Source organism: Sulfitobacter sp. DSM 110093, from assembly GCF_022788715.1.
Lineage (GTDB): Bacteria > Pseudomonadota > Alphaproteobacteria > Rhodobacterales > Rhodobacteraceae > Sulfitobacter.
Window position 1 is genome coordinate 224989 of the sequence record NZ_CP085168.1, and the last position, 18642, is coordinate 243630.

General features: G+C 53.0%; 16 protein-coding genes and 1 pseudogene. 14 read left to right on the plus strand and 3 right to left on the minus strand.

Annotated features, from left to right (window positions below):
• Nucleotides 1–11: 11 nt before the first annotated feature.
• The 3 genes and pseudogenes from DSM110093_RS17720 to DSM110093_RS17730 all read left to right on the plus strand — a co-directional run.
• Nucleotides 12–421: pseudogene (locus DSM110093_RS17720) on the plus strand (UDP-glucose 6-dehydrogenase); the annotation flags it as partial.
• Between the two features lie 534 nt (nt 422–955).
• Entirely contained in the window at nt 956–2404 is a 1449-nt protein-coding gene (locus tag DSM110093_RS17725; protein WP_243267775.1) for a mannose-1-phosphate guanylyltransferase/mannose-6-phosphate isomerase, read from the plus strand.
• A 981-nt stretch (nt 2405–3385) separates the two neighbouring features.
• Nucleotides 3386–3793, plus strand: coding sequence for a VanZ family protein (locus tag DSM110093_RS17730; protein WP_243267776.1), 408 nt, complete (start codon nt 3386–3388; stop codon nt 3791–3793).
• A gap of 352 nt (nt 3794–4145) precedes the next feature.
• Here the strand turns inward: DSM110093_RS17730 and DSM110093_RS17735 are convergent, their stop codons facing one another.
• On the minus strand, nt 4146–5501 hold the full coding sequence (locus DSM110093_RS17735; protein WP_243267777.1) for a PLP-dependent aminotransferase family protein: 1356 nt from the start codon (nt 5499–5501) through the stop codon (nt 4146–4148).
• A gap of 124 nt (nt 5502–5625) precedes the next feature.
• On the opposite strand from DSM110093_RS17735, the gene DSM110093_RS17740 reads away from it, so the two are divergent.
• The 10 genes from DSM110093_RS17740 to DSM110093_RS17785 all read left to right on the plus strand — a co-directional run bounded on the left by DSM110093_RS17740 (nt 5626) and on the right by DSM110093_RS17785 (nt 15859).
• Nucleotides 5626–6921 carry a hydroxymethylglutaryl-CoA reductase, degradative gene (locus tag DSM110093_RS17740; RefSeq protein WP_243267778.1) on the plus strand — a complete coding sequence of 432 codons (1296 nt, stop codon included), beginning with the start codon at nt 5626–5628 and terminating at the stop codon, nt 6919–6921.
• Nucleotides 6922–6960: 39 nt separating this feature from the next.
• Complete coding sequence (gene dctP / locus DSM110093_RS17745) at nt 6961–8016, plus strand: TRAP transporter substrate-binding protein DctP (protein ID WP_243267779.1); 1056 nt, start codon at nt 6961–6963, stop codon at nt 8014–8016.
• Between the two features lie 73 nt (nt 8017–8089).
• Entirely contained in the window at nt 8090–8578 is a 489-nt protein-coding gene (locus DSM110093_RS17750; protein WP_243267780.1) for a TRAP transporter small permease subunit, read from the plus strand.
• Nucleotides 8578–9900, plus strand: coding sequence for a TRAP transporter large permease subunit (locus tag DSM110093_RS17755; protein ID WP_243267781.1), 1323 nt, complete (start codon nt 8578–8580; stop codon nt 9898–9900). Before DSM110093_RS17750 ends, DSM110093_RS17755 begins: the two co-directional genes overlap by 1 nt.
• 1040 nt (nt 9901–10940) lie before the next feature.
• Nucleotides 10941–11957, plus strand: a complete 1017-nt coding sequence (locus tag DSM110093_RS17760) for a LysR family transcriptional regulator (RefSeq protein WP_243268001.1) — start codon at nt 10941–10943, stop codon at nt 11955–11957.
• A 137-nt stretch (nt 11958–12094) separates the two neighbouring features.
• A complete protein-coding gene (locus DSM110093_RS17765; protein WP_243267782.1) occupies nt 12095–13018 on the plus strand; it encodes a threonine/serine dehydratase in 924 nt (307 codons plus the stop codon).
• Between the two features lies 1 nt (nt 13019).
• Nucleotides 13020–13436, plus strand: coding sequence for a Rid family detoxifying hydrolase (locus DSM110093_RS17770; protein ID WP_243263479.1), 417 nt, complete (start codon nt 13020–13022; stop codon nt 13434–13436).
• A 1-nt stretch (nt 13437) separates the two neighbouring features.
• Nucleotides 13438–14277 carry a DUF3100 domain-containing protein gene (locus tag DSM110093_RS17775; RefSeq protein WP_243267783.1) on the plus strand — a complete coding sequence of 280 codons (840 nt, stop codon included), beginning with the start codon at nt 13438–13440 and terminating at the stop codon, nt 14275–14277.
• Nucleotides 14274–14753 (plus strand): hypothetical protein, encoded by a 480-nt coding sequence (locus tag DSM110093_RS17780; protein ID WP_243263477.1) that lies wholly within the window; start codon nt 14274–14276, stop codon nt 14751–14753. The genes DSM110093_RS17775 and DSM110093_RS17780 overlap by 4 nt, the downstream gene beginning before the upstream one ends.
• Before the next feature lie 95 nt (nt 14754–14848).
• Complete coding sequence (locus DSM110093_RS17785) at nt 14849–15859, plus strand: succinylglutamate desuccinylase/aspartoacylase family protein (RefSeq protein ID WP_243267784.1); 1011 nt, start codon at nt 14849–14851, stop codon at nt 15857–15859.
• 282 nt (nt 15860–16141) lie between these two features.
• Here the strand turns inward: DSM110093_RS17785 and DSM110093_RS17790 are convergent, their stop codons facing one another.
• A complete protein-coding gene (locus DSM110093_RS17790; protein ID WP_243267785.1) occupies nt 16142–16372 on the minus strand; it encodes a hypothetical protein in 231 nt (76 codons plus the stop codon).
• A gap of 551 nt (nt 16373–16923) precedes the next feature.
• On the opposite strand from DSM110093_RS17790, the gene DSM110093_RS17795 reads away from it, so the two are divergent.
• On the plus strand, nt 16924–17286 hold the full coding sequence (locus DSM110093_RS17795) for a hypothetical protein (protein WP_243267786.1): 363 nt from the start codon (nt 16924–16926) through the stop codon (nt 17284–17286).
• Nucleotides 17287–18057: 771 nt separating this feature from the next.
• On the opposite strand, the gene DSM110093_RS17800 is transcribed toward DSM110093_RS17795, so the two are convergent.
• Nucleotides 18058–18585, minus strand: a complete 528-nt coding sequence (locus tag DSM110093_RS17800; protein WP_243267787.1) for a hypothetical protein — start codon at nt 18583–18585, stop codon at nt 18058–18060.
• Between the last annotated feature and the right edge of the window lie 57 nt (nt 18586–18642).

Below are 18642 nucleotides of genomic sequence, written 5' to 3' on the forward strand. Positions count from 1 at the left end.
CCCGCCCCACGCATCACAACCCTTCCTTTGGTTATGGTGGCTATTGCTTGCCTAAAGACAGCAAACAACTCTTGGCGAACTGCTCTGAGGTACCGCAAAATAGCTCCGCACCATCGTTGACGCTAACCGCACGCGCAAGGATTTTATTGCCGAACAGATACTCGCTCAAAAACCACGCCGTGTTGGCGTTTGCCGTTTGGTCATGAAGTCCGGCTCAGGCAATTTTCGGCAAAGTTCAATCCAAGGCGTGATGAAGCGGATCAAAGCCAAGAGCATTGAGGTAATCGTCTATGAGCCTGAAATGCAGGATGAGGATTTTGTCGGATCACAGGTGGAGCGTGATCTTTCTAAATCTAAAAAAGACTGCGACATCATACTCGCAAACCGCCGAACGCGCGATCTTGAAGACGTCATGGATTAAATTTTTACCCGCGATCTATTTGGATCAGATTGATCGAAGCCAAAATACGGTCCGCGACATAGCCTTCTTGAGTTTGGCGAGAACCGCCGATTTTCCTATCCAACAAAACAATCAACTAAAATTGTACTAAGCGCTATCGTCCATAAAAATATAGAGATAACCATAGCGGTTCGACGGCGCCGCTTTGATCGCGCCAATATATTGGATATCCTATTTAACATATGGGTTTTTCTAAAAATGTGGCTGTATTGTCCGTCAGAACAAATGTGTAGCGCTTGATAATATGCCCCGTCAATGAGACCAGCTGCGCAGGTTCTGCTTGATACCAATCCATGACATTATAAGCGCACGCCAAAGCAGTTGAGATTGAATTTATACAATAAAATCATTAGACCCAGTCACCACGCTCGCTGCGCGTGGAAGCCGCCTAACCCCGTCTCCAACCAAAATTCCAAGCCAAAGCTGAGCTTGGCTTGTGGCTTCTAGAAGGGCAGGGTGCTATTGTTACAGATAGTATTTACCGAGGAACGATAGATGACACACATCGTGCACCCTATTTTGCTGTGCGGCGGTTCTGGCACCCGGCTTTGGCCGCTGTCCCGCAAAAGCTATCCAAAACAGTTTGCGAAGCTGATGGGGGCATACAGCTTATTTCAAAGCTCGGCAGAACGCATGATAGGGCAGGGCTTTGCCCCGCCAGTACTATTAACGGGATCAGACTTCCGCTTTGTGGTAACTGAGCAGCTTGCGGCAGTAGAGATTTCCCCCGCGGAGATTTTAATCGAGCCAGAAGGCAAAAATACTGCGCCGGCAATTCTGGCCGCAGCTTTGAGTCTGGCAGAGCGCGCTCCAGAAGCACTGATGCTTGTCGCTCCCTCAGACCATGTTATCCCAGATGCGGAGGCATTCCGCAGCGCGGTGCAAGCCGCTACACCTGCGGCACAAGCAGGCCAGCTGGTCACCTTCGGTATACACCCTGACCGCGCAGAGACTGGCTATGGCTGGCTGGAGATCAACGGCGCATTGGCAGAAGAGCTGGATGCTACACCTCAGCCATTAAAGCGCTTCGTCGAAAAGCCAGACAAACCTACTGCAGAGGCTATGCTCGCCGATGGTCAGCATTTGTGGAATGCGGGTATCTTCCTCTTTTCCGTAAAGGCGATCATTGCGGCTTTCGAAACCCATGCGCCCGAGATGTTGATGCAAGTGCGTACCGCCCTGGAAGAGGCGGAGAAAGATCTAGGCTTTACGCGGCTGGCGCCAGATGCCTGGGCCCAAGTTGACAACATTTCCATCGATTATGCCGTGATGGAAAAAGCAGATAACCTCAGTGTTATGCCCTACTCGGGGGCGTGGTCAGATTTAGGAGGCTGGGATGCTGTCTGGCGCGAATCCGGGCCAGATGAAGCCGGAGTGGTAACTTCCAACTCTGCGACGGCCATCGATTGTCATGATACACTGCTGCGTGCAGAAGACCCACGCCAGCACCTTGTCGGCATTGGCTTGCAAGATATCATCGCAGTTGCCATGCCTGATGCAGTGCTGGTCGCCCACAAAGATCGTGCGCAGGATGTTAAAGAGGCCGTGGCGGCTCTCAAGAAGAAAGGCGCCGCACAAGCCGAAACTCTGCCTCGCGACTATCGGCCATGGGGGTGGTTCGAAAGCTTGGTCTCGGGATCGCGCTTTCAAGTCAAACGTATTGTAGTGCACCCAGGCGCGGCGCTCTCACTGCAAAGCCATCATCATCGCTCTGAGCATTGGATCGTTGTCGAAGGTACCGCAAAAGTTACGATCGGAGAGGATGTGCAGCTCGTAAGCGAAAACCAGTCAGTCTACATTCCCCTCGGCACGGTCCACCGTATGGAAAACCCCGGAAAGATTCCCATGGTACTCATTGAAGTGCAGACAGGAAGTTATGTGGGTGAAGACGATATCATCCGCTACGAAGACGTTTACGCCCGCGGCCAAGGCGCTAAGGGCTAGATCCATAAACTTAAGTGACGGCTGTATGGCCGCACAATCAATCTGAGATTGCCCCCATGAAACGACTTATCTTGATACCTTTCCTGCTTCTCTCTGCTTGCGGCTCAACGCCCGGCAAAGAACCACCAATGCACTATGACCGCACCACTGGTGAGATGCGGCCCTGTGCTCACATTGGCATGTTAGGAGACTGCAAGCATTTCATGTGAGGACGACTTAGGCAGCGCCGAAAGGGGGCGTCCTTCAAACTCTTTATTTCCGACGGAAACCACAATGTTTCCGCAGGACAAAGCCCGGACAAATTGGCCTTGGATGTGAATATACTTGCTGATGAGAACGGTGCGGATCATGGCAGACCTCGAGCTTTAAGTGGGTAAGTCTTACCTATAAGTACCGCTTGGCCATGCGTAAAGACGCAAAGGCTAGATACCTGCGCAAGAGCGCCAGCGTCAAGCTGGGTGCCCTTGGAGCAAAGCCATCCTTTGACACCATATCCGCTCAAATGAGCAATCGTACTGTTAGATTCCAGCTCGTTTAGATCCTGAACTTATTGAGTGGCCCAAAACAGATCTCGAGGGGACTGCAAGGGCCGCTTAAGGAGTGGGCGGAAGATTTTCTGCAGCCGTCCCATCTAAGCGATAACGGGTCCTCAACGTTCAGATGGCGCGTCAAACTTGGGGGAGGGCACCTCTCAATCTGCTTCAACTGAAGCTCGCAACTATATAATATCATTGTTATTTTATTATTGATTAAATCCACCCTCATGTAAGCGAGGCCTGAGGCAAGGCTGTTGTTCGGAGGGGCAGAATGCGCAGAACGGGTACCCTGCGGTATTATGCCGTCTCAAATGATCGGGGATCGTTCGTGTTATTGAGCTATGGTAGGCACGCCCGCAGCGCACATTCACCATGTCGGTCGCCTTTAGGCCAGTGGGGTATCTATGCGCCTTGCTTTCCAAAATTTTGAGCTGAAAACACCAAGATGAGAGACAGACCCAAACCTCAATCAACGCCGCTGAGCGTTAAGCAGCGCCGATTGATTGCAATTTGGTTAACTGCCGGTCTGGCCGCTGGCATCGCGGCGTTGACGTTGATGCCCTTAAACACACCTCAAGCCATCCCGGGCACCGACAAAATCCATCACATTATCGCATTCATGGCGCTAACGTTGCCTTGCGCTGCCTTCTATCCAAAGGCTCTCTTCCAAGTGATGGTTGCGGCTGTCACCTACGGTGCTCTGATTGAGGTAATCCAACCCTATATCGGACGATCCGGCGAACTCACAGATTTCTTCGCAGACTTGGCAGGGATAGGGCTTGGCGTCAGCATTGGGCTTCTCTTGAACATAATTCTAAAGAGTTCAGCCCTGCTGCGTCCGCTGCGAGGATAACACAGACTTCAGTTGCCGGCTCAATGAGGTACAAAAAATCGACCGGGCCCACACTTAAGCCTTATAGGCGGCCCCTTATTGCCCCATTGCTGGTCAACAATCACGAGCATAGAGCAGGATTGGAGCAAAAAATGACACATCACTCAAAAACCGATCTTTTCCATATGATTGGATACAGCCTGATCGCCGCAGTCGTCGTTTGCGTCACACTATATACTTGATAGCGCGTTCTTGGTGGATGAGCAGGAAACCTATAGTCTGAGGTGGGTTGGTAGTGTCTTAGGACATGAAGAAAAGCCGTTTCAGCGAAGAGAAGAAGGGCATTGGGGTATTACCTCGAGCACTTTGAGGGCTACTGACCAATCTGCTTTGCTAAGAAGCGCAAAAACCGAGGATCGCTAGTGCGAGTGATGTTGAGCCTAATGCCGGCATTCCCACTGTTTTCCTGCGCTGAGAAGAAAGTAGAGGGGGCTAGGAAAATATCCTCTGTTGCGGCCTTGCGGGCGAGTTCAGTATCGCTCACCCCCTCGGGCAATTCCAGCCAAGCGTAATAGCCCTGTCCTGGGTCAAACTTGCACCGCAAATTCAGATCGGCCAAATCATTTTTTAACTTCTCCGACGCGTCCTGCAATCTTCCTGCCAGTCTGTTGAGATGACGGGCATAGCGGCGGCTTCGGATCGCCTCAGCAATAATCATTTCTGACATGCGTGATGAGTTGACGGTTGTGATCATCTTCAGTTCAGCAAGTTCTTCGGCAATGCCACGCGGGGCCGCGATATAGCCGGTTCGGAATGAAGCAGAGAGTGTCTTAGAAAATGTGCCGACGAAGATCACCCGGTCAAAGCCATCAAGCGCCGCAAGCCTTACCCCTTTCGGGTCTGGCAGATCGATGAAGGGGTCGTCATCTACGACCATGAACCCCGATGATTCAGCCAGCTTCAAAACTCCATGAGCTGTCATTAGGCTCATTGAAGTGCCCGTCGGGTTCTGAGCAAGGGACTGCGTGAAAAAAAGTTTGGGCCGATGCTGGGCAGCCAAATTACGCAATTGCTCCAGGTCCGGTCCGTCAGCACCGCGCGGCACCCCGATATAGCTCACTTGAGCGAGCCGTAATTTCGCAAATAAAGGGTAGTACCCGGGGTCATCAACCAAGACTGTGTCGCCTGCCTTTAGATAGCGTCGCACAATCAGGTCCAGGCCGTGGTTTGCGCCAAATGTCGTGACAATCTGGTTCGCATCAAGCGCAATACCATCGGCGTAGTGATGCGCTGCAATTAAGGAACGTAGCGGCTGATACCCCATGTGGGAACCGTATCCCGACGTGTCGCTATCCTGATCCGGCAATTGGCGCATGGGAATGCCAGCCATCCACGAGGCGGGTGGGCGACCATCACCGACCCGAACTGCGTAGTTCTGGTCAAGCTGCGCGCGCAGCAGCGAGATACTGTCTACCGCTTCGATCAGATGACGCGGCGCCTCGTCTTCTCGCAAGGTTTGATGTTGGCTTGCCACGGTAAAGCCAGCCCCTTGTCGAGCTGCGATAAGCCCGCGCGCGACCAGCCTATCATACGCCTCGACTATAGTGTTCTTGGACACGGAGTGATCCTGCGCTGCCGCTCGGATAGAAGGGAGACGCTCTCCTGCCTTTAGATCGTCATTAGCGATGCGATCGGTAAGGATTTGTACGATAGTATCGATTTTGTTCACCACGGAACCCTTACTGTACCCTCTTTAGTACCAGTACAGTGCGCAGCTGTTTTCCACAATTGTCCCTATAAAGCTTCTCCCAGTTCTGCATATGCTTCGCTCTGAATAAGGGGGGATATTCTAAATGGCTGACGGCACCACAGTGCAGATCAATTCACGGCTCGAAAACCTGCGCAATCTTGAGCCAGAGGCGCGGCTGGACCTACTAGCAAAGGCAGTCGGCCTCGCCGATACCGATCAGGCCGCACTAGCAGGGCGTGATGTCTTGCCAATGTCGCTTGCAAACGGGATGATTGAGAATGTGATAGGGAAGTTTGAGCTTCCGCTTGGCGTCGCCTCCAACTTTACGATTAATGACAAGGACTACCTGATCCCGATGGTAGTTGAAGAGCCCTCTGTGGTGGCTGCAGCCTCCTATATGGCCAAAATTGCTCGTGGCTGCGGCGGCTTTCACACATCCTCCGACCAGCCGGTGATGCGCGCGCAGATACAAGTGGCAGGCCTGACGGACCCAAGCGGAGCCCGTCATCGGCTGCTTGCTGCAGAAACCGAACTGCGCGAGATGTGTAATGCGCGCGATGAGGTTCTGGTATCGCTGGGCGGCGGCTGCATTGGGATCGAAGTTCATGTGTTTGAAAACACAGCTGTCGGGCCCATGGCAGTGCTCCATATTCTAGTCGATGTGCGCGATGCGATGGGGGCAAACGCCGTTAACTCGATGGCAGAAACAATCGCGCCACGCGTCGCTGAAATTGCCGGTGGGCATACCCGCCTGCGTATCTTGTCCAATCTGGCTGATCGTCGCTTAGCGCGAGCGCATGTCACCTTAACGCCCGAAGCCATGACCACAAAAGCAATGGACGGGCGAGAAGTGATCACTGGCATGATCGAGGCTTATGCACTGGCGCAGATTGATCCTTACCGCGCAGCAACCCATAACAAGGGCATCATGAACGGGATCGACCCTGTGGTTGTGGCCACCGGCAACGACTGGCGAGCGATTGAGGCGGGAGCCCATGCTTGGGCCGCGCGCAAGGGCAGCTATACTTCGTTAACTACGTGGGAACGTGGTCAGGATGGCACACTCACCGGTACGATTGAGATGCCTATGGCGCTCGGTCTGGTTGGGGGAGCAACCAAAACGCATCCGGCGGCACAAGCGGCATTGCGCGTACTGAACGTCGAGACGGCGCAAGAGCTTGCAGAAGTCACCGTCGCAGTAGGGCTGGCGCAAAACATGGCCGCCCTGCGTGCGCTGGCGACAGAGGGCATTCAAAAGGGGCATATGGCGCTGCACGCGCGCAATATCGCCATTCTCGCAGGCGCCACAGGATCGCAGATTGAAGCGGTAGCTAAGGCCATCGCGGGGGAGGGGCATGTCAGCGTCCAGGCGGCAAAGAGAGTATTGTCTGAACTTTAAGACGACACACAGCATTCAGGTTTCTAGGGAGGATAACCAATGACAAATAGTTTCAACAAAAGCGCCACGCGCCGGCATTTCATGCGCGGTGCCGCGGCGGCAGGTTTGGCTGCTCCGGCAATTGTCGCGGCAAGCTCAGTCCGCGCTCAAGGTAAAATTGAGTGGCGGATGCAGGCCCTTTGGGGCGGCGGCACCACACCAATGCTTTATGAAGAAAAGTTCTGCGACCGGGTGCGCGAACTGACCGGCGGAAGCCTCGATATCACGCCTTTTGCGGGCGGCCAGATTGTACCGGCCGCGCAGTCTTTCGATGCCGTACGCGGTGGCGCATTCCAGTTGATGAAAACCTTTGACGGTTATACCGCCGGCAAGATTCCGGCGCATGGGTTCTCTTCCACTGTGCCCTTCGGGTTCCCCGAAGCGGATCAATACGAAGCATGGTTTTACGAACGCGGCGGCATGGAGCTTGCAGCCCAATCCTATGCCCCTGCCGGCCTTACTTATGTAGCCCCGACGGTTTACGGCGAAGAGCCGCTACATTCGAAAGTCGAAATTCGCAAGATGGCGGATATGGAAGGCCTTAAAGGTCGTTTTGTTGGTCTGGCTGCTGCCGTAATGGCAGATTTTGGCGTTGCTGTCTCTCCGCTGCCCACGTCCGAAGTCTATTCCGCCCTCGATAAGGGCCTCATTGATCTTGCCGACCGCGGCGACATCAAAGCAAACTACGAAGAGGGCCTTCACGAGGTCGCAAAATACCTCATCCTACCGGGTATCCACCAGCCATCCACCGCGACTTGCTATGTGGCCAATACGGCGGCCTATGGTCAATTGGATGATCAGCAACGGGCTGCCCTAGCTGTAGCCGCGCGCGAAGTGTCTGGGGCGCTGCGTCAGAACATCATCGTGGACAACGCCGAATACCTTGCGAAGTTTGAGGAAGCCGGTGTCGAGATCATCACCCTCGATCCCGCAGATGTTGCTGAGGCGCGCAGCAAAGCTGTGGCCTCTTGGGAGAAAGCGACCAACGGCGATGCCCTCGCAACGGAAATGATGGAAAGCCAAAAACAGCTTCTCTCGGATCTCCGACTCCTCTAGTCCCCCTAAACAAGCCACAGAACGGCCCGAGCCAGCGAGCATCGGGCCGTTTTTGTAACACAGGGAGGTGCCAATGCTTCGCGCGGCTCAAGCTATTACCACGTTCAATCGCTGGACATTTGAGACCACCAAATGGCTGGTCTATGTCATTGCAGCACTCATGCTTTTCGAAGTCATCTCCCGCTATTCGTTTCATAGCCCGACCAGTTGGGGGCCTGAGCTGGCCACTTTGCTGTTCGGTCCATTTTTCCTTCTTGGCGGGCCCTATTTACTTCACATCGGAGGGCATGTGGCGGTCGATATTCTCTCGGCTGCAGCACGGGGCAGACTGCGCACGATCCTCGCGGTTGCGGCCGCTTTGCTGGCGCTTCTTTTCGGCTTGATCTTGGTACGGTTCAGCTTGCCGCTAGCATGGCAGGCGTTCGAATATGGTGAGACCAGTTACTCCGCATGGAACCCCGTAGTCTGGCCCGCCAAGATGGTTCTCCCTCTGGCAGGGTTACTGCTCATCTTGCAGTCACTTGCCGAAGTGGTCTTCGCTCTGAAAGTGAGGACCACCTGATGGAAAGCAGTCTTGTCCTGTTCGGGATGTTTGCCTCGCTCATCGTACTGATGCTCAGCGGCGCGGGGCTTGCCTTCGTGTTAGGTGCCATCGCTTTTCTGGCGACCGCTACTTTATGGGGGCCCAGTGCGCTGATCGTCACGGTGCTTAATACCTTTGAGACAATGACGTCAGAAGCACTCATGGCGATCCCGCTTTACGTCTTGATGGCGGCGATATTGCAGAAATCCCGGATCATTGATGATCTTTATACTGCGATGGAAACATGGTTCGGGGGGGTGTCAGGTGGCTTGGCGATTGGAACCGTGGTCATCTGCACAATCATGGCTGCAATGACGGGCGTTGTCGGTGCAGCGGTTGCCGCGATGGGCATTCTTGCGCTGCCCTCCATGCTGTCGCGCGGATACCACCCTCCATTGGCGTTGGGGGCGATCTGCGCAGGCGGTACATTGGGCATTTTGATCCCACCATCAGTGGTTACGATCGTCTATGCGATCACAGCACAGATCTCGATTGGTCAGATGTTCATTGCAGGGATTATACCTGGTCTTGTCCTTGCGGTGGGATATTGCAGCTACATTTGGGTGCGCGTAGCTTTGAACCCCAAGCTCGCGCCTAAGCCGGTGGATGAAACCACCATACCGCTCTCTCAAAAGGTTGCTTCTCTGAGGCATCTGGCCTTGCCTGCGCTCGTGATCCTGTCTGTTCTAGGCTCAATCTATGCAGGGATTGCGACGCCTACCGAAGCTGCCGCGGTCGGCGTTCTCGGCGCGCTGCTTTCTGCAATCTTCTCTGGCCGCCTTGAGCTGTCGAGCCTCAATGCGGCGGCGACAGACACGTTGCGCGTCACGGCGATGATTTTGTGGATCACGTTGGGCGCCAAGGCATTCATCTCAGTGTTTGTGGCGACTGGGGGCGCGGACAGCGTCTTGAGCTTTGTCGAAAGCTTAGATTCCTCTCGCTATGTGGTTTTGCTGGCAATGCTTTTAGTTCTGATATTCTTGGGGCTTTTTCTGGACGAGATCGGCATCATTCTGCTGTGCGTTCCAGTATTCGTGCCAATCATTAAAACACTGGGGTTTGATCCACTTTGGTTTGGCGTGCTGTTTATGGTGACCGCCCAAATGGCCTACATCACCCCGCCCTTCGGCTACACGCTATTCTATCTCAAGGGGGTGTTGCCCGATGGGATTGGCATTGGTCAGGTTTACCGTGGTGTGATCCCGTTTTTCCTTATTCAGGTGGTTGTCCTGATCCTCTTTGTCGCATTTCCTGAAATCGTTACCTGGTTGCCAGAGCAGGCGGCTGCTCGACTCAAATGAATGCGCAAATGGCACATGGAAATGAAACCCTCAAAACCGGCCGCATCGGCACCCCCAAGGTTGCGGAGCACTGGCGATGCGCCTCAGCTACTCCGACTAGGCGTTTAAAGCCTTATAGTAGGAAACATGTTTTTCGTCTGATGGAACGACAGAGGCATCTTCAATGCGGTTTGCTTGGCAAGGCCGAGTTCAAGTAAGCTGTGCCGCTCTATCCGATCGCGGAGCGTCTTATCGCCTTACCTGAGCGGAGGTCTGTCTTGACTCTCCAACCGGAATAAATCACCTGTTAGCAAGGCAGTCTGAACCGGCTCACCGGCTTTAGGTTTGGGTTGCTTAGAGAAGGCGCCGATAGTTCTCGTCAAAAAATTGTTGTTGGCGCCTTCTCGTTCTTTGCTCCTGTTGCTGCCCCCGGGGACGAAGCCAAACATCCAACCTTCTCGAAGCTCAGCCTTATTTCCAGTGACCCTGATGCTAGGAGGATAAGCGCGGTTCCAGCGCTACGACACACACTGCACGACCCTGTAGTAAAATACGCTTCTGTTGAGGCCGTGGAGAAACAATCTTACGCTTGCTCCGATTGAAGAGCTGCCGCAAGATCACTGTACAATTTCTGTGTTAGAAGGGAGAGCCATTGCCCGCATTTCTGGTTTCATATGACACCATGGCTTTCCCAACCGCGAAGGATGGGGCGAAAGTCATGAATGCGCTTAAAGCGGTTTTGATTGCTCGCGACCTCTGGGGCGTGGAAATAGACGCAGATGAAGCAGAGCTTCGCAAACGGCTTACGTCACAGTTAGGCGCAGACTGCCCAATGACCATCGTAGAGATAGACCCTATTGGACAAGGCGTGAGACCGGAGGTGGCTGCGTGGTTTGAACGTTCCCTGACGTCTCGGAGTAAAAGACGTACCATACTAATGTCGGCAGTGCCGAAGAAAGCTATTCTCTAAATCCGCCGATGTGGAGGTGAGTGCCTCTCTGGATAGAGGATCGCGAAAATAAGAGCTTTCACTGCAATCTTCGCGAAGCATCGCGCGGTTGATGCATGCAACAGCCCCCAATTTTTTAGGTTTCTATGCAGCCCTTGGCGCCGAAATCCATTATGCGAGAACGAATAATTTGAGGTTCGGTATGCAAAATATAGAGAATTATAGAGGGCTTGATATCAAGCATTTGACGGCCTTCCGCGCAGCTATACTCCATGGAACATTGTCGGCCGCAGCACACTCCATGGGAGTAAGCCAATCAACTGTGACGCGCATGCTGACAGAGTTGGAAGAAAGTCTAGGGTTTGCTCTTTTCACACGGCGAAAGGGGCGGGTGAGTGCGACAACACGCGCCTTAGAATTTCATGCCCTTACGGATGACTTTTTTGAAGCACATGCGAGATTGCGAGCTGGAACTTCGCGTCTCGGAGGCATGCTCAGCGAGGAAATACGCATCGTATCGATTTCTGTTCTGGCGATGACCATTGTTCCTGAAATCTCTGAACGGTTTCTGGCTCAAGACGGCGCTTCCCGTCTTCATGTCGAGTCCCGCGGTATAACGGGCTATTTTCGTAAGATCCGAGATGTCAAAACTCATATCGGGTTTGGTTACCGGCTAGGGGATCAACCTGGGATCGAGCAAGTTCAACTGGGTCGAATTCCTTTTGTTTGCGCGTTGCCACCAGAACACCCTCTATCGGGCCAAGCACGCATTCACGTGAAAGACCTTGTTGGAGAACCTGTTATTTCACTTGCTGAAGACGAGCTCGACCTCTTCCAAAAGCAGGAGGAGTACCTTCTTGAGCATGGGGTAACGACGCGTGCGCGTGTTTCAACACAAAGCTCAGCAAATGCATACTCCATGGTACTCAGAGGGCTTGGCATCGGCTTAATTGACCCATTTTCCGCTGATCTCTGGAGGAAAAATGGTGTGGTGGTCAAACCCCTTGATCCTATCTTGTCGTTTGACTGTACAGCTAGTTTCAGCCGCAATCTGGCGCACACGCCCGCAGTAAAGAAGTTACTTCGCATCGCTAAAGAGGTAGTCGCCCGCTACGCCCTTACAACATAAATGCATAACTTTATGCATCATTATCTATATGCTGGGAGCCTTTAAGGAGCCAGTCTCCGCTGCGAAGATGGCAGCATAGGAGAGCCAGGATGTATTCCCCACCTATGGACGAGCTCCAAGCCGCCCACGAGGCGCTGATGGGCCGCGTGGTTCGAACGCCGAGCTTGTTATTGGCGCAAGATACGCTACAGGCACATCTGCCACCGAACGCAAGCGTAAAGGCAAAGCTTGAACTTTTCCAACAAGCTGGATCCTTCAAGGCACGCGGTGCAATTCTCGGAATTATGGGCCTCTCCCAGGAGCAACGAGCGGCCGGTGTAGTGGCGGCCAGTGGTGGAAATCACGCAATGGCCGTGTCTTGGGCCGCGCAAGCTGAAGGCGTCGACGCTTCAATCATTATGCCTGAGACTGCCGACCCTTTACGTATCGAAAGCTGCCGCAAACTTGGCGCAACAGTAACTTTAGTTCCCGATATAGCCGCCGCCTTTGAACTGATGCAGGCGCTCGAGAGCCGCGAGGGCCGCACTATTATGCATCCTTTCGATGCTAAACACATGACTTTAGGCGCAGGTAGCTGTGGACTAGAGATGCTAGAAGATGTCGGTGACGCCGATATCTATGTTATTCCCGTCGGTGGGGGCGGATTGATCAGCGGCATGTCCGCAGTCATTCGCAAAGCGCGCCCGAATGCTCTGATTTTTGGCGTTGAGCCTGAAGGGGCGGACAGTATGGCGCGCAGCTTTGAAAGCGGGAAACCCGCCAAGCTCGCTTCTGTGGCTACAATTGCTGACAGTTTGGGCTCCCCATATGCGATGGCATATTCCTTCGGCATCACAAAAGAGAATGTCGACGCGATCATACGCGTCTCCGACAATGCCCTGCGCGATGCCATGCGGCTTTATTACAGCACTCTGAGGTTGATCGCTGAACCAGCATGCGCCGCCACTCTTGCGGCAATCTGCGGGCCGCTCCGAGACAAATGTGAGGGTAAGAAAGTCGCGATCCTTGCTTGCGGATCAAATATCTCAATTGAGCGATATCAAGAAATATTAGGGGGTTGAGGTGGACTTAGAAATCAAAACCGTAAGCGGGCAGGGCGTGGCCCCTGCAGTTGGCCCATACTCTCACGCCGCAGTTTATGGCGACCTCGTATTCGTCTCTGGGAATGTGGCTCTGGACGTGAACGGCACGCTTCGCAAAGGTAGCGCCGCTCAAGAAGCACGGCACGCCCTAACGAACCTCCGTAAGGTTCTGCGAAGCGCAGGTTGCGATCTTTCCGACGTGATTAAGACAACAATCTTTATCACAGATATGGCCGACTATTCTGAGGTGAATGCCGTCTACCAAGAAGAATTCGAGTCTCATGCCCCAGCACGGTCCTGCGTGGGCGTTGCTGAACTCCCATTAGGGGCGCGGGTCGAGATCGAAGCGATCGCAAGGCATCGTGCCGTGCAAGATCGGACAAAAGAGGACACTTAAATTGCCCTATCCTAACGAAGCTGCGCCCAAGGCGCGCACTGCGATTTCGTGGCATGCCCTGACAGATTGGCGCCTGCATGTTGGCGTTGCCGTTATTACCATTCTTGCGGAGCTGGTCGGCATCATACAGATCCCCATCGGGATAGGTTCGATCCTGCTACTTCCATTGTTTTATAGTTTCATCCTTGGGCTCTTGCTCAACCCGCAGATTATTAAGTGGGCGGCATCATGGACAACGCCACGCCAGCAGAAAGCAGCTTCTTCTATTATTTTGATCTCTATCCTGCCGTTCATGGCAAAGTTTGGAACGATTATCGGGCCAGCTATGAATACCATCTACGAGGCCGGGCCAGCTCTCATCCTGCAGGAGATCGGGAACTTGGGGACGGTCGTCCTTGCCTTGCCGCTTGCTGTGATCATGCTTGGAATGGGGCGTGAAGCAATTGGAGCTTGTTTCTCGGTTGCGCGCGAACCCAACATCGGCGTGATCGCTGAGAAGTACGGCCTCAAAAGTGCCGAAGGCACCGGCGTTCTAGGGGTTTACGTCGTTGGCACGCTTGTGGGCACCTTCATCTTCGCCATCCTTGCCTCTCTCTTCGGCTCGCTCGGATTGTTTGATCCTGCAGCTCTTGCCATGGCCTGTGGCGTTGGTTCGGGAAGCATGATGCTAGCCTGTACGGGGTCGTTGACAGAATTATTTCCCGACCGCGCGGACGAGTTGGCCGCTCTTGCCGGCGCCAGCAACCTAATGACCTACGCCACCGGACTTTATGTGTGCATCTTTGTGGCACTGCCGCTGTGCAACATTCTTTATCCAATCTTAAAAAGGGTACGGCCATGACCGCGATATCTGACGACACGCAGCCACCGGCAGACGAGCCGTACCTCAACTTTAAACAAAATATCTTCATTCTGTCTGTGGTTGGAGTAATCTGCTGGATTGGCAATGTGATCGGTCCGGGTATGCCGCCGCTTGGCGCGGCTATCGGTATTCTGTTGCTCGTAGCCATCTCATTAGTGGGGCTTTTAATTGCTAGGTTCGTACCATTGCGACTACCTGCTGTGGCGTGGATTTCGTTATTGGCCATTCTCGTTTGCCTGCCCGGCATGCCAACGGCAGATTTTGTGCTCAGATGGACGAACGATGTGAACTTTATTGCACTGGGTACACCCTGCGTCGCCTATGCAGGACTGGCAATCGCCGAACATGAGGTGGCAATCGCCAAACGGTCAGGATGGAAAATCTTAATCGTGGCACTGTTGGTAATGATCGGGACCTTCCTTGGGTCAGCGATCATCGCACAGATGTTTTTATAGAGCCAAAGCAGCAGTCAAACGCCATGGGCAAACCGGTAGGACCGGCGACGCCCCCTGCGAATTAGACCAAGCCGTGAGATTAAAGGAGCGACCGGATGGCCATTAAACAAACTATGATCAGCACGAGCATCGATTTGGATAAAGATGGGCGCCATGTCGGGCACTTGAAGTTGCCAAATTCCGTACATCGTTCAGCCTATGGGCACATCCCAATTCCTATTGCTACGATTAAGAACGGCGAAGGGCCGACAGTCTTACTTACTGGAGGTGTACATGGTGATGAATATGAGGGGCCTATCGCGCTTACACGCTTGGTCCGTGAGGTTGAGGCTAAGCAAGTTGCCGGCCGCATCATTGTTGTACCCATGTTGAACCAACCGGCCTTTGCGGCAGGGACACGCACGTCTCCGATTGACGATATTAACCTGAATCGCACCTTTCCAGGTCGCCCTGATGGCACCGCAACCGAAATGATTGCCCACTATGTAGTAAGCGAATTGCTTCCTCGCGCAGACTACATGATCGACCTACACGCTGGTGGCAGCTCGCTACAATACGTTCCCACGCTGCTCGCGCCCCGCTGGGACGATTCAGCAGCAACAGACCGAACTGAAGACTTGGTTCAGGCATTCGGCGCAGAGAAGGTAATCTACTTCGACTCGATCAGAGCCTTAAGTGGAGAAGATCGGGTCATGGGAAACCATGCCCATCAAAATGGCGTCGAATTTCTCACGGGCGAATTTGGTGGTGGAGCGAGTGTTAATCTTGGCGGTTTGGCAATGGTGGAACGCGGTATTCGCGGAGTACTCTCCCATCTTGGTGTCTTGAAAGTAGACTTGCCCCCAGCCCCCCAAAGCCGAAAGTTTGTGATGGACGCTCCCGGGCTCTATGCATTTGCTGATCGTGCAGGTTTCTTTGAACCTCAATACGTTCTGGGTGAAACTGTAGAGGCGGGAGCGATCGCGGGCCTAATCCATAATATTGATGCGCCTTGGGACGATCCAGTACCAGTTCATTTTCAAGCTGGTGGCGTCGCGATTTGCATCCGTACACATGCTTTGGTGGAAGCTGGCGATTGTTTGGGCCATCTTGCAACTGAACTGTGAGAACTTCTCAACAGGCCGATGTTAAATCAGGCATATCGTGAAGAGCAGATACATTGCCCTAGTAACCCTAGAATATTAGATGCTGAGCGCGATTACACACACCCGCCTTCGCCGAGACCGAGTGGGCGGCAAATAGACCATCTATCTCGATATAGTGAAGCGCTGGTCACGAAATGAACCCCTCGGTTGACGGAGAAGCATGCCTGAAGGGTAACGTTTTTCGGATGCCATTTAGACGTATATTTGGCCCACAGTTACCAGCACAACTTACAGTGTATATCATCAGGAAAGAAAATTCTTAATAGGGCTGTTCTCAAAGTCTTTTAATGCCGCGCCAAGCGCGTCCTCCTCCGTTGGAAACAGTTCATCCCAAACAAAGCTGGTCCCTTTGGCATTGACTATTTCGAGGGACCATTGGGTATCTTCCCCACGATAAATCTGTATTTCGAAGCGATTGCCTTCCACCACGACTGCCTGGCTCAGCGGGCTACAGATAATCTCGAAGTGGGTCACCGGAGCATCCTCAAGGCAAAATTGGACCGCCGACCTCGCCTTAGATAGCCGAAGGAGCGTGCGTCATAGGCCTTATATGGCGTACCCCACAAAAAGCAGCACAGACAAAAAAGCCACGACTCCAGCGATATATAATCGTAAAATCTTCATGTAGTCACCTCTATATGAGAGGAGATAGTTAACTTGTAACGAATTGACCATAGGCAACCTAGAGGTTAACTCAACAAAAAGTTTTTAAACCTAAGCGTGCGCCCAAAGATTCAGCACTTGCTCCGGTTGGTCAGAAGAAAAGACCATGGCCTACGCACTCTTGAACGGCTGTGGGAAGTTCGATCAAGCTTCTACGTTCAAGCGGTCAATACGCGTGTCTGGAAGCTCGTTTTCATCTCGAATGGCGAAGTAACGCTGAAAGAAAAGCTGGCCTCGGAAAGGCTCAAAATTGAGTACCCCCCCAACATCGGAAGGTGTGGCTGTACACAGCCGCATCACACCTTCCTTCTAGTTATCGGATAAGTGGGTTGCACCCTGTTATCCGATAACAAATAGTTGAAATGGCATATCTTCAGGGGCTTGGGCTTATTCAAAGGGTCAAATGCTTTGGCTTCATTTACATAGTTCTTAAAGGAAATATTATGCTTCGCACCCTTCGCAACACAGCAATCATGTTCTGTGCAATCACTGCGACATCAGCTTCAGCAGAGCCAGCTGGTCCTTTGGCACTCGGCTTGGGTGCAATCATTGCTGTCGGAGCGGTCCATTCCGGCGCGCCAGAATCATCGCCCGAAGCCCCCGCACGCGCTACGATTGACGTTACGCATTCGCAAACTGAAGAGAAGAAAGCTCAGGCCAAGGGTCAGGGTTTCACGCCGGTCGCAGGTGCCGCTCTCGGGATTGCAGCTCGACCTGAAGACTAAACACCTCAGATCACAGGCCCGGGTTTCACGCCGGTCGCAGACGCAGCATTCATTAAGAATGAAAAATGAGAAGCTGGCGGCATAAATCTTCTATAGCTATCGCCCGTTGTACAATCGAAGCTCTGGCAGCAGCCGTTCGCCGCATGTGTGCAAATGGCTGCTTTGTCCGCACTGAGTGATTTCATGCGCAGCGCAGCGAATGGCGGCTTCCACAAACGCAGGTTTGTGAAACGGATGTAAAATAGGCTCTCAGATAGCGAAGTCGTGCATCTCAGTTCGTGTCTCAATGTAAATTCCGCAAAGGGTGTCAGCGTCAGGGAAAAATATTCCTTAACGTAGGATTTTGCACTGAGCCGGAGCAGACCCCTCAATACGTCATATGCTTGAGCGAAGTGGCACGGACTTGTCGGATTTGTCGGAAAATATAGCAAAAATTCCGACAAATCCGACACTTTGAAACACGTAGGGCATATTTTAAATATGCCAGCCCCGAAGCTGCAGGCAAGGTCTAACTTCTAGAAGACTTTTCGATCAAACGTCATTACGGCAACAACCTGATGAAGCTGCGACGCAATGTTCCATGCTGCTTACGAATTACAGGAAAAGAATAGCTATGATGCCATATGTCGTGCCGCTTCCTCCCCATCGCTCGGCAAAATTGCGGCGGCCTACCTTGTCAAAAAAGGCATGGTGGCGCGGATCCGGTGGGAAGACCCGCGCCTTTTCCTTCTGTCTTTGAAAACTGGGCTGCGACAGAAGAAATAACTGGATTTAGGGATCAACTTTGTTCCCGGAGGTATTCACGTTTTTGAGGCCTTCAGCAACAACATCCGCAAAAGTTGAAACCATCGCAACATAAAAATCTGTCTCCGAAGGCGGCACATTTACATAGCCTTCTGGAGCGACTGCGTCACCACTATAGGCAGAAATATTGACTGCAAAGCTCAGTCCAGAGCTTTCCCCGGTGGGGCTCGTTACATCAACAACACCCTCTAACTCATTGAATTCTCGAGTTTCTGGAAGCATCACTGATCCGTTCAATGCGATCTTACGAATATCGACCCTTATTTGCGGGTCTGCGCCGTCACTGCTCAATGGGACACGTTGAGCAATCTCAGACCTCAAGTCTTCCTCTAGATCAGGGTAAAAGGTCAGTGCATTGCTGTCCGCCATTGAAGCGACAGAAGATTCCACATCAATCTTGGAAATGCGAACGTCCTCTGAGCCAAGAACAGCTGTGCTCAGCGCGAGCGTGCTAACGCCGGCCGCCAAGGCAAGGGTTTTGAGGTGAGCGAACATAGTAAATCCCTAACTTGCAAACACTGCGACTAGCCCTTCTGGCCGCATGAGGTATTG

Excerpts from the sequence above, each read along its gene's own strand:
- DSM110093_RS17725 (WP_243267775.1), top strand. The coding sequence starts at position 956 with ATGACACACATCGTGCACCCTATTTTGCTGTGCGGCGGTTCTGGCACC.
- DSM110093_RS17730 (WP_243267776.1), top strand. The coding sequence starts at position 3,386 with ATGAGAGACAGACCCAAACCTCAATCAACGCCGCTGAGCGTTAAGCAG.
- DSM110093_RS17740 (WP_243267778.1), top strand. The coding sequence starts at position 5,626 with ATGGCTGACGGCACCACAGTGCAGATCAATTCACGGCTCGAAAACCTG.
- dctP (WP_243267779.1), top strand. The coding sequence starts at position 6,961 with ATGACAAATAGTTTCAACAAAAGCGCCACGCGCCGGCATTTCATGCGC.
- DSM110093_RS17750 (WP_243267780.1), top strand. The coding sequence starts at position 8,090 with ATGCTTCGCGCGGCTCAAGCTATTACCACGTTCAATCGCTGGACATTT.
- DSM110093_RS17755 (WP_243267781.1), top strand. The coding sequence starts at position 8,578 with ATGGAAAGCAGTCTTGTCCTGTTCGGGATGTTTGCCTCGCTCATCGTA.
- DSM110093_RS17760 (WP_243268001.1), top strand. The coding sequence starts at position 10,941 with ATGCATGCAACAGCCCCCAATTTTTTAGGTTTCTATGCAGCCCTTGGC.
- DSM110093_RS17765 (WP_243267782.1), top strand. The coding sequence starts at position 12,095 with ATGGGCCGCGTGGTTCGAACGCCGAGCTTGTTATTGGCGCAAGATACG.
- DSM110093_RS17780 (WP_243263477.1), top strand. The coding sequence starts at position 14,274 with ATGACCGCGATATCTGACGACACGCAGCCACCGGCAGACGAGCCGTAC.
- DSM110093_RS17785 (WP_243267784.1), top strand. The coding sequence starts at position 14,849 with ATGGCCATTAAACAAACTATGATCAGCACGAGCATCGATTTGGATAAA.
- DSM110093_RS17795 (WP_243267786.1), top strand. The coding sequence starts at position 16,924 with ATGGCATATCTTCAGGGGCTTGGGCTTATTCAAAGGGTCAAATGCTTT.
- DSM110093_RS17800 (WP_243267787.1), bottom strand. The coding sequence starts at position 18,585 with ATGTTCGCTCACCTCAAAACCCTTGCCTTGGCGGCCGGCGTTAGCACG.